At 63.9% G+C, this 14,909-nt stretch carries 12 protein-coding genes; 3 read left to right on the top strand and 9 right to left on the bottom strand.

Annotated elements, in window-relative coordinates; translation table 11 throughout:
• Positions 1-63 precede the first annotated feature (63 nt).
• The 4 genes from U5A65_RS38115 to U5A65_RS38100 are packed head-to-tail and all read right to left on the bottom strand — an operon-like array spanning position 64 to position 3,563.
• On the bottom strand, positions 64-993 hold the full coding sequence (locus U5A65_RS38115) for an electron transfer flavoprotein subunit alpha/FixB family protein (protein ID WP_321949448.1): 930 nt from the start codon (positions 991-993) through the stop codon (positions 64-66).
• The gene (locus U5A65_RS38110) at positions 994-1,743 is read right to left on the bottom strand and encodes an electron transfer flavoprotein subunit beta/FixA family protein (protein WP_321916316.1); all 750 of its coding nucleotides are present in this window, start codon (positions 1,741-1,743) and stop codon (positions 994-996) included. It abuts the gene before it with no gap.
• 33 nt (positions 1,744-1,776) lie between these two features.
• A complete protein-coding gene (locus U5A65_RS38105) occupies positions 1,777-2,379 on the bottom strand; it encodes a HutD family protein (protein ID WP_321949447.1) in 603 nt (200 codons plus the stop codon).
• Entirely contained in the window at positions 2,376-3,563 is a 1,188-nt protein-coding gene (locus tag U5A65_RS38100) for an FAD-binding oxidoreductase (RefSeq protein ID WP_321949446.1), read from the bottom strand. The genes U5A65_RS38105 and U5A65_RS38100 overlap by 4 nt, the downstream gene beginning before the upstream one ends.
• A 463-nt stretch (positions 3,564-4,026) precedes the next feature.
• Between U5A65_RS38100 and U5A65_RS38095 the strand changes: the two genes are divergently transcribed.
• Positions 4,027-5,703: an electron transfer flavoprotein-ubiquinone oxidoreductase gene (locus tag U5A65_RS38095; protein WP_321949445.1), complete on the top strand. Its 1,677-nt coding sequence runs from the start codon at positions 4,027-4,029 to the stop codon at positions 5,701-5,703.
• Positions 5,704-5,783: 80 nt separating this feature from the next.
• Here U5A65_RS38095 and pruA read toward each other — a convergent pair whose 3' ends face one another.
• The 4 genes from pruA to U5A65_RS38075 form a co-directional block, all read right to left on the bottom strand.
• The gene (gene pruA / locus U5A65_RS38090) at positions 5,784-7,394 is read right to left on the bottom strand and encodes an L-glutamate gamma-semialdehyde dehydrogenase (protein ID WP_321949444.1); all 1,611 of its coding nucleotides are present in this window, start codon (positions 7,392-7,394) and stop codon (positions 5,784-5,786) included.
• Positions 7,395-7,607: 213 nt separating this feature from the next.
• A complete protein-coding gene (locus U5A65_RS38085) occupies positions 7,608-8,609 on the bottom strand; it encodes a LysR family transcriptional regulator (RefSeq protein ID WP_321916307.1) in 1,002 nt (333 codons plus the stop codon).
• Positions 8,610-8,684: 75 nt separating this feature from the next.
• Positions 8,685-9,542, bottom strand: a complete 858-nt coding sequence (locus U5A65_RS38080) for an N-formylglutamate amidohydrolase (RefSeq protein ID WP_321916306.1) — start codon at positions 9,540-9,542, stop codon at positions 8,685-8,687.
• A 175-nt stretch (positions 9,543-9,717) separates the two neighbouring features.
• A complete protein-coding gene (locus U5A65_RS38075) occupies positions 9,718-10,872 on the bottom strand; it encodes a porin (RefSeq protein ID WP_321916304.1) in 1,155 nt (384 codons plus the stop codon).
• A gap of 375 nt (positions 10,873-11,247) precedes the next feature.
• Between U5A65_RS38075 and U5A65_RS38070 the strand changes: the two genes are divergently transcribed.
• Positions 11,248-12,552 carry an MFS transporter gene (locus tag U5A65_RS38070; protein WP_321949443.1) on the top strand — a complete coding sequence of 435 codons (1,305 nt, stop codon included), beginning with the start codon at positions 11,248-11,250 and terminating at the stop codon, positions 12,550-12,552.
• A gap of 42 nt (positions 12,553-12,594) precedes the next feature.
• Here U5A65_RS38070 and U5A65_RS38065 read toward each other — a convergent pair whose 3' ends face one another.
• Entirely contained in the window at positions 12,595-13,491 is an 897-nt protein-coding gene (locus tag U5A65_RS38065) for a LysR family transcriptional regulator (protein WP_321949442.1), read from the bottom strand.
• A 98-nt stretch (positions 13,492-13,589) separates the two neighbouring features.
• Here U5A65_RS38065 and U5A65_RS38060 point away from each other — a divergent pair, with 98 nt between their 5' ends.
• Positions 13,590-14,894: a citrate:proton symporter gene (locus tag U5A65_RS38060; RefSeq protein ID WP_321949441.1), complete on the top strand. Its 1,305-nt coding sequence runs from the start codon at positions 13,590-13,592 to the stop codon at positions 14,892-14,894.
• Positions 14,895-14,909: the final 15 nt, after the last annotated feature.

Here is a 14,909-nt window from a genome sequence, read left to right as displayed (position 1 = left end):
CGGTTACTGCGTGAGGATTGAGACAGGAACAGGCAAGTAGCGCGGCGCGAACGCCGCGCAGCATTACAGCGCTTGAGCGAAGGCGGGCACCGCCTCGAACAGATCGGCAACGAGACCGTAATCGGCCACGCCGAAGATCGGAGCATCGGCGTCCTTATTGATTGCCACGATCACCTTCGAGTCCTTCATGCCCGCGAGATGCTGGATCGCACCGGAAATGCCGACTGCAACATAGAGTTCCGGCGCGACGATCTTGCCGGTTTGCCCGACTTGCAAATCATTCGGCGCATAGCCCGAATCGACGGCGGCGCGCGACGCGCCGATCGCGGCGCCCAGCTTTTCGGCGAGCGGATCGAGGCGCGCGAAATCTTCGGCGCTGCCAAGGCCGCGACCGCCGGACACCACCACACGCGCCGAAGTGAGGTCGGGCCGGTCGCTTGCCGCGATCTCGCGGCGAATAAACGACGAGAGGCCGCGATCGGGCACGGCCGGCGCTTCGGCGATCGACGCGCTGCCGCCTTCCGTCTGCGCCGCTTCGAATGCGGTCGTGCGGATCGTCGCGACCTTCACGGCGTCGCTGGATTGCACGGTGGCGATGGCGTTACCGGCGTAGATCGGGCGCTGGAACGTGTCCGGCGCGTCGATGGCGATCACGTCGGAGATTTGCGAGGCGTCGAGCTTCGCGGCCACGCGCGGGGCGACGTTCTTGCCGAACGCGGTGGCGGGGAAGAGCAGATGCGAGTAGTCGGCAGCCAGCGCCAGGACCTGCGCCGCCACATTCTCCGCGAGGGCATCGGCGAGATGCGGCGCATCGATCAGCACGACCTTGTCGACGCCCGCCACACGGCTCGCGGCTTGCGCCACGGCGCTCGCGGCATGACCCGTCACGAGCACGTGCACGCCGTTGCCGATCTGTTGCGCGGCGGCGATCGTGTGCAGCGTCGCGGGCTTCAGTTGACCTTCGCCGTGTTCGGCGATTACGAGAGTTGTCATTCAGATCACCTTCGCTTCGGATTTCAGTTTTTCGACGAGCGTGGCCACATCTGGCACGATCACGCCGGCTTTGCGCACGGGCGGCTCGACGACCTTGAGCGTTTTCAGGCGCGGTGCGGGATCGACGTTGAGTTGCTCGGGCGTGAGCGTGTCGATCGGCTTTTTCTTCGCCTTCATGATGTTGGGCAGCGTGACGTAGCGCGGCTCGTTAAGGCGCAGATCGGTCGTCACGATGGCGGGCAGGCGCAGCGAGACGACTTCGAGACCGCCGTCCACTTCGCGCGTGACGGTGGCCGTGCCATCGCCGATTTCGATCGCGCTCGCGAACGTCGCCTGCGGCCAGTCGAGCAGGGCGGCGAGCAGCTGGCCCGTTTGACCCGCGTCGTCGTCGATGGCCTGCTTGCCGAGAATGACCAGTTGCGGCTGCTCTTTGTCGATCACGGCCTTCAGCAGCTTCGCGACGGCAAGCGGCTGCAATTCCACGGCGGTTTCCACGAGGATGCCGCGGTCCGCGCCGATGGCGAGCGCGGTGCGCAGCGTTTCCTGGCTTTGCGCGACGCCGCACGAGACGGCCACGACTTCCGTGGCATGGCCCGCTTCCTTCAGGCGCGTGGCCGCTTCGGTGGCGATCTCGTCGAAGGGATTCATCGACATTTTGACGTTGCCGATATCGACGCCGCTGCCGTCCGCTTTCGCGCGGACCTTCACGTTGTAATCGACGACGCGCTTGACTGCGGTAATCACTTTCATGCTGGTTTCCTCGGAATACTCAACGATATTCGTTCATGGTGATGCGACAGGCGATAACGTGACGAGCACGATGCGCGCGCCTGGCGTGGCGGGCGCGACGGCCAGCGGCGCGCGCACGTCGGCGAACGTGGCGTATTCGCCCGATGCGAGGCGCGTGTGTCCGGCTAAGCTGCCGCCGATATCGCACGCGCCATCGAGCGCCAGCACGAGCGCCACGCCGCCGGCGTCGACAGTCACGCTCGCGCCGAGTGGGCGCACCGCGACGCGATACTTTTGCGCCGCGCTCATCACGTTCAGCACCGTGACTGCGCCGCCCACGAGGCGCGCGTCCCACGCTGCGTTGCCCGTGTATTCCACGGCTTCGTTCGGCGTGAGCGACACTTCCAGCGCGCCTTCGCGCAGCACGACGCCTGCGCCGCGCAGTACGAACGACACGCGCGTCATGCCGGCAAAACGGGAGTACGGGCCATCGCGCTCGACTTCGGCGATGCTCACGCGCCATGCGTCTGCGTTTGCATTCGCGTTCGTGGCAAGCGTGCGTGTCACGCCGCCGCCGTTGCGCCACGCTTCGCGCGGCAGCGCGGCGAGCGCGCGTACGTTGGCGGTGTTCATCGGCACGGGGTCACGCACGCTCACGACACGGCGCCAAGGCCGTATTTGCCCGTCAGCAGCGCGCCCGTTTCGAAGCGCTCGATCGAATACGGGCCGAGCGAGACATCGGTCGGCAGACCAAGCGCTTCCTGGGCGAGTACGCGGCCCACCGTCGGCGAAAGCTTGAAGCCGTGGCCCGAGAAGCCGTAGCCGACCACGAGGCCTTCGATGCCGGGCAGGCGGCCGAGCACCGGATTCCAGTCGGGCGTGACGTCGTAGACGCCGGTCCACGACGACGCGATGCCCGCCGTTTCGTAGGCCGGGAAGCGCTCGGCCACTTGCGCGCCGACTTCGACCACGTAGTCCATCGGAATGTCGCCTTGCTCGGTTTCGGCGGCGGCGAGCTTTTCGCCCACGATGCCTTCGCTCACCAGCATCTGACTGCCGCCGTAGCTGCGGTAATAGAGCATGCCGGGCGAGGCCAGGTCCTTGAATACCGGCATCGAGAAGGTGTACTTCGCCGCGTCGCATTCGAGCGCGAGCACCGCGTGGCGTTCGGGCATCACGGGCAGGTTGCGGCCGGTCCAGCCCGCAAGTTCAGGCGTCCAGATGTTCTGTGTGCTGATGACGACGCCCGCTGCGAAGTCGCCCGCGCTCGTCGATACGCCGACCACGCGGTTGCCTTCGAACAGGATCTTGTTGACCGCGACGTTCTCGCGGATCGTCACGCCGCCGCGGCGCGCGGCGCGCGCGAAGCTGGTGGCGACGAGATACGCATCGGCGAAACCGGCTTCGGGCTCGTAGCCGATCAGCGCGGCGTCGTCGAAGCGGGCGATCGGCAGCAGTTCATGCGCGGTTTTCGCGTCGAGCAATTCGAGCGGCACGCCCTGGGCCTTTTGCTGATCGAGCGACGCGCGCAGCGGCTCGAGCTTGTCGCCTTCGCTCGCCACGATCATGTAGCCGCACTTCACGAGTCCACAGGACGCTTCTTCGTCGCCGAGATAGGCCGGGAAGTTGTTGAAGACTTCCCAGCTCTTGAGCGCGAGTTCCACGTTTTCCTTGACGGAATAATGGGTCCGCAAGATGCCGGACGACTGCGAGGTCGTCCCGGCGCCAATCGTGCCGCGATCGAGCACGAGCACGTTCTTCGCGCCGAGCTTCGCCAGTTGAAATGCGACGGAGCTGCCGATCACGCCAGCGCCAATCACGACCACATCATATTTGTCCACGGTTTCGCGTCCTTTCCTGAGCAAAGGGTATGGGGCGAAGTGTGAGACGCCATAAACCGCGGCGCGCCAATATAAGCAGGATCGATGCTTAGTAGAAGCGGGCGTCGCACTGCCACCGCGCACAGGCCGTGCGCGTGGTATTCGGGCGCTATCCGCGCAGTTCTGGGTGGCGCTTGCCTTACGCGGGACTGACCCAGTCGCATTCGCAGCCACGCGCACAGAATCGCAGCGCCTGGACGCGCTCGCGTCGCCGCATTGAATTCACGCCATCGCAAGACCAACGCGGGCTTGATTGCTGCATAAGCGCCGGTGATGTCGCAGGCATCCGCTATCCGGCAACGTAGGATGGGTTTCAGGCCGGTCGTGCCGCTTCGCGCGGCGCGTGCCGGGAACTCCACAAGGCTGCGGCCCTTGCATGTGTGTGCGAGCCGCAGCCGTCCCGCACAGTCAGATATCGGTTGAAATGGACACGAAGAACTTCGCAGCGCGGTTTGGCCCGCGCGAATCGATGGAGTATGACGTCGTCATTGTCGGTGGAGGGCCGGCCGGTCTTTCCGCCGCCATCCGCCTCAAGCAGATGGCGCAAGAACGCAACGCTGATGTGAGCGTGTGCGTGCTCGAGAAAGGTTCGGCCATCGGCGCGCATACGCTCTCGGGCGCGGTCATGGACCCGCGCGCGCTTTCCGAGCTGATTCCCGACTGGAAGGAGCGCGGCGCACCGCTCGACGTACCGGTGACCGAAGACCGTTTTCTCTTCCTTTCCGAAGGCGGCGCGAAGCCGGTGCCCAACTGGCTGCTGCCCGATAACTTCAAGAACCACGGCAACTATGTCGTGAGCCTCGGCAATGTGACACGCTGGCTCGCGGAACAGGCTGAAGCGCTGGGCGTGGAGATCTTCGCGGGCTTCGCAGCGGCGGAAGTGCTCTACGGCGAGCACGGCGAAGTGCGGGGCGTGGCGACGGGCAATATGGGCGTCGGCAAGGACGGGGAGCCGACTGCGAACTTCCAGCTGGGCATGGAACTGCACGCGCGCTATACGCTATTCGCGGAAGGCGCGCGCGGCCATCTTGGCCGCGAGCTGATCGGCCGTTTCAAACTCGACGAGGGCGCCGATCCGCAGGTATACGGGCTCGGCATCAAGGAACTCTGGGAGATCGATCCGGCCTTGCATCAGCCGGGCCTCGTGATACACACCGCGGGCTGGCCGCTCGAAAGCGACACCTACGGAGGCTCGTTTCTCTATCACCTGAACGACAACCAGGTGGTGGTGGGGTTCGTCGTGGGGCTCGGGTACACGAATCCGTATTTGTCACCGTTCGAGGAGTTTCAGCGCTACAAGACGCATCCGGCGATCCGGCGCTTTCTCGAAGGCGGCCGGCGTCTGTCGTATGGCGCGCGCGCCATTGCGGCGGGCGGCCTCATGTCGATGCCCAAACTCGTGTTCGCGGGCGGCGCGCTCCTGGGTTGCGAGGCGGGCATGCTCAACGCCTCACGCATCAAGGGCAGCCACGCGGCGATCGCCTCGGGCATGATGGCGGCGCAAGCGGCGTTCGACGCGTTGCAAGCGGGGCGTGGCAACGACACGCTCGAGGCGTACCCCGAGGCCTTCGAGCAATCGTGGCTCAAGGAAGAACTGCATCGTGCGCGCAATTTCAAGCAATGGATGAGCAAGGGCCTCTATCTCGGCAGCATGATGGTCGGCCTCGAGCAAAAGGTGCTGGGTGGACGCGTGCCATGGACGCTTCACCATCATCATTCGGATCACGAAACATTGCGGCCGGCAGCGCAGTGCAAGCCGATCGCCTATCCGAAGCCCGACGGCAAGCTCACGTTCGACCGGCTTTCTTCGGTGTTTCTCTCGAATACGAATCACGAAGAGAACCAGCCCGCTCATCTCACGCTCAAGGATGCGAGCGTGCCCGTGCGTGTGAATCTCGACCGCTACGCGGGGCCTGAAGCGCGGTTTTGCCCGGCGGGCGTCTACGAGTTCACGGGCGATGAAGGCGCGAGCGATCGCACGCTAGTCATCAATGCGCAGAACTGCGTTCACTGCAAGACCTGCGATATCAAGGACCCGACGCAAAACATCGTGTGGGTCACACCCGAAGGCGGCGGCGGGCCGAATTATCCGAACATGTAAAGCAAAAGGGCTCATCGTCGCGATGAGCCCTTTTTTCATGCGTCCCGGCGATCACCGGGACGATGAACCGCGCCTGGCGCTTACACGCCGAAACGCCACTCGCGCGTGGGCAGGTAGGTTTCCTTCACGACGCGCGGCGAGGCCCAGCGCAGCAGGTTCAGATACGAACCGGCCTTGTCGTTCGTGCCGCTCGCACGGCCGCCGCCGAACGGCTGCTGGCCGATCATCGCGCCGGTCGGCTTGTCGTTGAGGTAGAGGTTGCCCGCGGCGTTCACGAGCACGTCCTCGGCCTGATGCAGCGCGAAGCGGTCGGTGCAGAAGATCGAGCCGGTGAGGGCGTACGGGCTCGTCGCGTCGATCAACGTGAGCGTGTCGTCCCATGCGTTGTCGTCGTACACATACACCGAGAGGATCGGCCCGAACAGTTCCTCGGTCATCAGCGCGTGCTTCGGATTGCTCACCTCGAGCACGGTCGGCTCGACAAAGTAGCCGGGTTCCGACCACGTCTTGCCGCCGCTCACGAAGGTGACAGCCGAGTCGTCCTTTGCCGCGGCCAGCACGCGGCTCAGCTTGTTATGCGAGGCTTCGGAAATCACGGCGCCCATGAACGTGCTGAAGTCGGCTACGTCGCCCACTTTCAGCTCGGCAAGGCGCGCGCGCAATTCTTCGCGCACGGTGGACCACAGGCTGCGCGGAATATAGGCGCGCGAGGCGGCGCTGCACTTTTGCCCTTGATAGCCGAACGCGCCGCGAATCAGCGCGATGGCGACTTCGGACGGATGCGCCGACGCATGCGCGAGCACGAAGTCCTTGCCGCCCGTTTCGCCCACGAGGCGCGGAATCGTGCGGAACGAATCGACCTTGGACGCCACGCCCTTCCAGAGCGACTGGAACACCGCCGACGAGCCCGTGAAATGAATACCCGCGAGATCGGGCGAGGCCATCGCCACGCGTGTGGTGAGTTCGGCTTCGCCCGGCACGAAGTTGATCACGCCCGGCGGCAGGCCCGCCTCTTCGAGCGCTTCGAAGAAGATGTAATTGGCGAGCGCCGACTTTTCCGAGGGTTTCCACAGCACGGTATTGCCCATGATGGCGGGCGCCGTGGTCAGGTTGCCGCCGATGGCCGTGAAGTTGAACGGCGAGACGGCGTAGACGAAACCTTCGAGCGGACGCCAGTCGGCGCGGTTCGCGGCGGTTGCGACCGACATCGGCTGCTCCGCATACACGCGTTGTGCGTTGTAGGCGTTGAAGCGCAGGAAATCGATCAACTCGCAGGCGCTGTCCGGCTCGGCCTCTTCCACGGTCTTGCTCTGGCCGAGCATGGTCGCTGCGTTGATCTTCATGCGCGAACGCGTGGCGATGATCTCGGCGGCGCGATGCAGGATCGTTGCGCGGCTCGCGTGCGTGAGTCGGGCCCAATCTTTCGCCACGCGTTTGTTGCTCGCAATCGCTTCCTGGACCTGGGCTTCAGTGGGCCGGTGGATGCGGGCGAGCAGGCGCTGCGTGTCGTGCGGTGCGCGCACTTCGACGACGTCGTTCGAGAAGTAGCGCTTGCCGTCGATCACGGTGGGGATCTCGACCACGTCGCGCTGTTCGAGCGCCTGGCGCAACTCCGCTTGCGCTTGCGTGCCCGCGCCGAAATGCACTTCGGGTTCGTTCGCGGGCTGCGGGAATTGAGGACCTGAAATCACACTGGCTCCTAAGGGAAGGGGATTCGAAAACGCCGCCGGCGTAGCGGTTCGCATGCAGCGGCACGCCGCGCGCGCCGCTTTGCGCCGAAGGCGAAGCTCAGTGTCCAGACTAGTGGCAAGGCGGCAAACCGCCCGTTGCTAAACCTCGACTTATGCTTTGGATCGGCGAGGGTTATGGAAGCGGCGGAACATGCGGCCAACGCGCGGCGCGCATCATTGCTCGTCGGCGATACAGACATCCTCGGGCGCGAGCGCGAGCGCTTTGGCGATATCGCGCGACACCTGGCGCTCGAACGCGCGCTTGAGCAGATCGTAGAGATCGGCGGGCAGATGGCCGAGTTCGTTCTCGCGCGAGGCGAGAAAGAACGAACGGCTCAGGCCCTGGTAAGCCCGGCCGTGCCGCGAGAACGACGAAAGCGCGACCACGCGCAGATCGGGCACGTAATGGCGCGACTGCCACAGACACAGCGGCGTGGTCACCGCGAAGCCGAGACCGGCGGCCACGAGACTGAGCATCGGGTCGGTGGCGTCGAATTCGCAGGTGCGCTCGATGTTTTCGGCGTTGGCGGCGAGATAGGCATCGACGTGTTGGCCGATAACCGAACGCGCGCTGTAGCGGATGAGTTGAAGCTGGCGGCTCAGTTCGGTGAGCGTCGTGAAGCGGTCCACTTCGAAGCTGCGCGGCAGCACGACCACGTAGGGCTCCGAAAACAGCTTCTGGCGGCGAATGCCGGGCACCTGCGAAAGCTCGGTGGTCGTCACGGCCATGTCGAGCTGGCGCGCCTCGAGCTGCGCGTCGAGCGTGGGCGTGATGCCCGACCACAAACGGATTTGATGCGACGTGCCCGCGAGCGCCTTGATGATGATCGGGCCGATGGTGGCCGCAAACGAATCGACGCATCCGAGACGCACGACAACGCGCTTGGCGCGCGTGACGTTGCGCACGGCTTCGACCATCTGGTCAGCGCCTTGCAGCAGCACGGTGGCATGTTCGAACAGGCGTTGACCGGCGGCGGTAGGACGCGCGGGGCGCGTCGCGCGATCGAGCAACGTGGTGTCGAGGATGGTTTCGAGCGCCTTGATGCGTTGTGAGACGCCGGCTTGCGAGATCGCGAGGCGGCTTGCCGCGTCTGAAATCGAACCCGATTCGACGACGGCCACCCAGCTTGCGAGTAAATCCCAGTCTGGATACTGTTCAGGTGCGCTTTCTTTCATGGTCGCCTGCAACGTGACAGCACGAATGCTAACACGGTTGCCTGAGCGTAAATATTAGGGAATCGCGCGTTGCCGTTACTTTGGCAGCCGGTCGGCGTGGGTTGACGTTGCGTGCGACGGCGCGAGCGTTGGCGCGCGCGGAAAGCGTGCGAGCGCGCCCTCGAGCGCATCGAGCAGCGCACTGAGCGTGGCAACCGCTTCGGCGCCTTCTGCCTGCTCGCGCTCGTATTCGAGCGCTGCCCGCCAGCGGCCCGCGATCTCCATTTCGACGGCGTGGATGCCCTCGTCGGGCGCGCCGTAGTGCTGCGCCGCGAACACGTCCGCGACCTTGCCGTTCACGACCCACGAGCGGCCGTGCTCGCCAACCGTATCGGTGAGCGCGGACACGAGTTGACGGTCGCACGAACGGCCGCGATTGCTGCCGACGTTGCAGTCGAGCGCGCCGCTCTGGTTGCGGTAAGGCGAGAGCCAGTAGCTCGCGTGCGAAACGAGCAGCAGCACGTTGGCGTGAAGGCTGCGCAAGCGTTCGATTTCCGCCGCCACGGCCGCATGAAAGGGACGCCAGTACTGTTCGACGCGGGCTTCGACCTCGCGCTCGGAAGGCGGGTGCGAGTCGTCGTAGAGCGGCTCGCCGCGCGAAGTGTGCGTGCGGCACAGGCCGCTTCGGCTCAGGCGCAACGATAGCGGACGGCTTTCCGTTGCCACGTTGAAGTCGATGACGCAAGGATGGTAGCGCGCACTGATCGTCGTGATGCCGCGCTTCGCGGCGAGGGCTTCGAGGGCGAGGCCCGCCGGATCGGCCATACGTCCCTCGATGGCGGTCCATGACGCGCTGCTCAGCAACTCGCCCGGAATCCGGCTGCCGCTATGCGGCGTGACGATGACAAGCGGTGAATCGGCACGAAAAACGTGCCCGAAAGCCAGGCTCTGCATGTTCAATACCCTCGGGTTCGCTTGCGCGCGTGTTTCGCTGGCAGCGGCGCGCCGGCCTTGAGCGCGGCGCGCGTTGTCCTAAGGTAGCCGAACCCGTTGCGAAACGCCGGTGCCTAAGCGGCTCTTTTCCTAACCATAAGCACCGCTTACGCAAATACGCCGGCGTTCGCGCGTTCTAGAACCGGTGCCGCATCCCGACAATCGCCATGACCTGGTTTTGCGTGGTCGAAGCGGTGAGGAAGTTGATGTTCGCGACCGCCTTTTCCCCCGTGGAATCGGTGCCGGATGCGTGCTGGTAGACCGCGTCGACGTACAAATCGGTGCGCTTCGAGAGGAAGTAATCGGCGCCCATCACACCCTGGTGATATGTCGCGCCGTTCACGCCATAGCCCTTGGTGTAGTCGTAAGCCGCGCCCAGCAGCAGCGCAGGCGTGAGCTGATAGCGGAAGTTCGCCTCGACATTGTGGAATTTCGCGTCGCCGCCGGCTCCCGTGGCAGGCAGCCCGGCGAGCGCGCCGATGTCCTTGAACTGCGTGTTGCTGTACGTGACGCCGAAGGTCGCGGCTTCGTAGGTATATTGCGCGCCCGCGACGATAACCTGCTGCGTTTTCGCCGACGCATAACCGGAGTAGACGCGGCTCGACGTCATGTTCGACGCCGTGGTGCTCGAGGTCGAGTTGTTGCCGAAGTACGAGTAGTTCGGGTCCCTGGCGTTGAGGTACGACACGCCGAGCACCAGAGGCCCGCGCGTGTAGTTCGCGCCGAGCGACCAGATCTGGTTGCGGGTGAAGTCGCCCGCCACGCCGCCTAGGCTGTAAAGCCCGCCGAACGTGAAGCCGCCGTAGGAGAGGCTCTTGTACTTGATCGCGTTGTTCACGCGGTTGGTGCCGTTCAGGTTGTCGAGGTCGCCGGGATGCGCGCCAAAGTACGGCGACCACACGTTCGCCGCTTCGAACATGTACGTGAAGTCAGTGATCGAATCGTACTGGCGGCCGAGCGTGATCGTGCCGAGATTCGCCGACGACAGTCCCACGTAGGCCTGGCGTCCGAATTCGTCGCCGCCCTGGCCAAGCTTGCCGGTCGCCACGTTGAAACCGTTTTCGAGCACGAACAGCGCCTTGAGCCCGCCACCCAGGTCTTCGTTGCCGCGCAAGCCCCAGCGGCTGCCCTGGATATTGCCGCTGCTCATCTGATACTGGCTATGGCCGCCGGCATTGTTGGCATAGAGGACGCCGACATCGATCAATCCATATAGCGTGACGGAGCTTTGGGCGTGCGCAGCAGTAGTGAATGCGAGCGCAATAGCCGCTGCAAGAATGTGTTTTTGCATGTGAAGGTCTCTGCGGTTGAAAGAAGAACGAAGCCGGCGAAGCCATTGGCGACGCCATGCGCTCGCAGAGTAGGTAGGTCAAAAAAATCGGCCGCGAAACGATCGGCGGATCTTATTCAGATAATAAGAGGGGGTGATATTCGCGCGACAACATGCAATGCCGGGCGATCTTCGGCTCTCGTGCCCGCGCGCGTGAGCATCACGGGCCGTTACTTTCTTTATTACGTTTCGTGATTGATTTCGCGTGCGGCCGAATTCTGGATGACGCTGACCGACTCTGGCGATACACGCCGCTGCCGTGCTTCGCTTGAACGAATCGTGGCGTCATTGATCGAGGGACGTGCGCCCTGCGCATCTGCTTTACGGACGGTAAGAATGAGAGAAGCACAAGGTGACGCCAGCACGCTATTGCTGCAAGAACCGCCACACGATCGCACGGGCAGCGCGGAATCGAACCTTCCTCTTGACACGCCCGGTCACGCCGCGCCACTACCGGCCGCTCCGGCCGCTGCCTCGCAAACCCCCAGCGAATACCGAACCCTTGCGGGACTGCTGCTCGGCGCGGGCTTTCTGATTCTCGGCAATGGGCTGTTCCAGACGCTGATTCCGCTGCGTCTCGTGCGCCACGGCGAATCCACGCTCATGGTGGGACTCATCCAGTCGTGCTACTACCTTGGCTTTTTGCTCGGCGCATTTACCGCGCGACGTTTAATCGACCGGTTTGGCCAGCATCGGGTCTTTATCGCCTTCGCCGCGTTGGCCGCGATTCTCACGCAAGCGTTCGGAGCGTTCGACTCGGCACCGACGCTCGCGTTGATTCGTCTCGCGACCGGCTTCGCTTTCATGGGCCTGTTTTCGTCTATCGAAAGCTGGATTCAGGGCACGGCGTCGAATGCCAATAGAGGGCGCATATTCGGCACCTACTCCACCGTCAACTATTTCTCGCTGTGCGCGGGGCAATTATTGCTGAATATCGGCAGCCCGGGCGCTACAACCGGATTTGCGCTTGCCTCTGGACTTTTCTCAGCGGCGATCATTCCTGTGGCGTTGCTGTCGGGCTGGCCCAGGACGGCGAATAGCGGCGCGATTGAACCGTTGCGCGGGCATAGCTGGATCGAGGTCCTGCGAGCGTTGACCCGTGCGACGTCGCTTGCGGTGCCGGGCTGCATTCTCGCGGGGTTTCTCTACAGCAGCTTTTTTTCGTTGATGCCCGTCTTTCTTGTGCGTTCCGGCTTCGCCACGACCAATCTTTCGCTATTCATGGGCGTCTGTCTACTCGGCGCGTTGTTTACGCAGCGGCCGATAGGGCGGCTTTCCGACCGTTATGCGCGGCGTGTGCTCGTGTTCCGGATAGCGTTGCTATCGGCGGCGCTGAGCGTGGCGCTCGTCGTACTTCACGAAGGTGCGTTTCTCTGGATTGGCGCCATTGCGTATGTCGCGGTGACGTTCACGCAGTATGGACTTGTCGCGGGCGACACCAATGACCGTATCGATCCGCAATTGCGTGTGGCGATCTCTTCGCTGTTGCTGGTGCTGTTCTCATTGGGCGGCATGACAGGGCCTGCCATCGCATCCATGTTCATGACCGTGCTGGGCGCGAAGGGCCTTTTCGCTTTCAATGCATTTTCGTGCCTGGTACTGGCGTGGGCGGCGAAAGGCAGTCGCAAAACAATGCGCTAAGTGAACTTAGGGCGGTGCCCACCGCAAAGCGACAATTTGCGCTCAGCCCGGCCTCTCGCCGCCAAGATCGACTGTGCTCACAAAGTCCTCCGTCACGCGAGGCAGCGTGCGGCCGCGCTTCTTGACGAGCGCGATCGGGCGCACGAATGCCGGATCGTCAATCGGCCTAGTGACGAGGCCGCGCTCGGCATGCACTTCACGCGCCGATTCCGGTAGAACCGAAATCCCCAGGCCGCCGCGCACCATCGCAACGGCGGTCATCATGTACATCGGCTCGCACGCGATATCGGGCGTGCAACGCGCGTTCGACAGCGCGGCATCCACCACCGCGCGCACGCTGGTTCCCGGCGCGGTCAGCACGAGCGGCATCGAAGCGAAGTCGTCCACCGTCACCGTGCGCTTGCGGGCAAGCGGGTGGGTCTTCGGACACACGATCACGAGCCGGTCCTCGCCTGTCTGCAGAACATCGAGCGTCGCATCGACGCTGTGGCCGCCCGTCAGGCCAATATCGACCTCTTCATTGCGCACAAGTGCGTTGACGGCGCTCGCGACGACATCGCGAACCTGAAAGCGCGCCTGTGGCACGCGTAGACGAAACGCCTGAATGAGTTCGGGGAGCGCGCTGGCCGCGAAGGTCGGCAGACACGCGAGCCGCACCGTGCCGCTCGAACCGTCGCCCAGGGCGCGCGCGTCCCGCAGGGCCTGCTCCATGTCACTGAGCGATCGCGTCAGGATAGGCAGCAATTCGCGTCCCGTTTGCGTTAGTTCGACGCTGCGGCTGTTGCGATCGAACAGTCGCGCGCCCACGGTTTCTTCCAGACGCCGAATCTGCACGGTCAGCGCGGGCTGCGACAAATGCAGCCGGGCCGCCGCGCGCGTGAAGTTGCCCGCGTGCGCCACGGTCACGAAAGCTCGAATGTCGCGGAGATTGAGATCCATAACGAACTGTGATTGCTGCGATCAATTCATTTCAATTGCGTTATTGCATCGCCGAACTTACGCTGGTCCGCACTAAAAGACAAGACTGGAGACACAACATGCTGCCTTTGCTGGGGCTCGTGACGATCGTGGTGTTGCTGGCCGCGATTCTTTCAAAACGCATGTCGCCGCTCGTCGCGCTCATCATCGTGCCGATCGCCGCGTCGCTGATTGGCGGATTCGGCTTGCAGACGAGCAAATTCGTTGTCGACGGATTGAAGAGCCTCGCGCCCGTCGTCGGCATGTTCGTGTTCGCGATTCTCTATTTCGGCACGATTACGGACGCGGGCACGCTCGATCCGATCATCGACCGCATCCTGCGCACGGTCGGCACCAAGCCGACGCGTATCGTGGTGGGCACGACGCTGCTCGCGCTGCTCATACACCTCGACGGCTCGGGCGCCGTGTGCTTTCTCGTCACGATCCCCGCGATGCTGCCGCTGTACGAGCGCCTGAATATGGACAAGCGCGTGCTCGCGGCGGCCGTTTCGATGGCGGCGGGCATCAACTTCCTGCCATGGACGGGGCCGATGATCCGCGCATCGGCGTCGCTGCATCTGCCTATTTCCGCGCTGTTCAACCCGCTGATTCCGGTGCAGGCAATCGGCCTCGTATTCGTGTTCAGCATGGCCTGGTGGCTCGGCTGGCGCGAGGAGAAGCGCCTCGGTTATTCGTCTGCGAACGGCGCTGTGCCGGTGCCCAAACGCGAACTCACGCCCGAGGAGCAAGCGCTGCGCCGCCCGCAGAACTTCTGGTTCAACATCGTGCTGACGATCATCGTGCTCGGCACGATGGTCGTGATGGGCGAGAAGATTCCGCCCGCGATCATGTTCATGGTGGGCCTGTGCATCGCGCTGATGGTGAATTACCCGAACGTCGACATGCAGCGAAAGCGCATCGACGCCCATGCGCGCGCCGCGCTGATGATGGCGGGCATCCTGCTTGCAGCCGGCGTGTTTACCGGCGTCATGCAGGGCAGCGGCATGCTCAAGGCGATGGCGCAAGCGGCGGTCGGCTTCGTGCCGCCATCGTTTGCGGGGCAGATTCCGGTTGCGCTCGGCGTGCTGTCGATGCCGCTCTCGATGCTGTTCGACCCCGATTCGTTTTATTTCGGCGTGCTACCGGTTATCGCCGAAGTCGCGTCGCAGCTGGGCGTGCCGGCGGTGCACATCGGCCAGGCCGCGCTGCTCGGCCAGATGACTACCGGTTTTCCCGTGAGTCCGCTCACGCCCGCGACGTTTCTGGTCGTCGGCCTGTGCGGCATCGATCTCGCCGATCATCAGAAGTTCACGTTCCCGCTGCTGTTTGGCGCATCGATCGTCATGACGATCGCGTGCGTCGTGCTGGGCGTGTTTGCGTTGTAAACAGGAGTCGTTGAC

The sequence above is a fragment of the Paraburkholderia sp. J10-1 genome (assembly GCF_905220165.1).
Classification (GTDB): Bacteria; Pseudomonadota; Gammaproteobacteria; order Burkholderiales; family Burkholderiaceae; genus Paraburkholderia.
The sequence above is the reverse complement of the archived record's forward strand: the minus strand, read 5'-3'. Positions and strand labels throughout refer to the sequence as shown.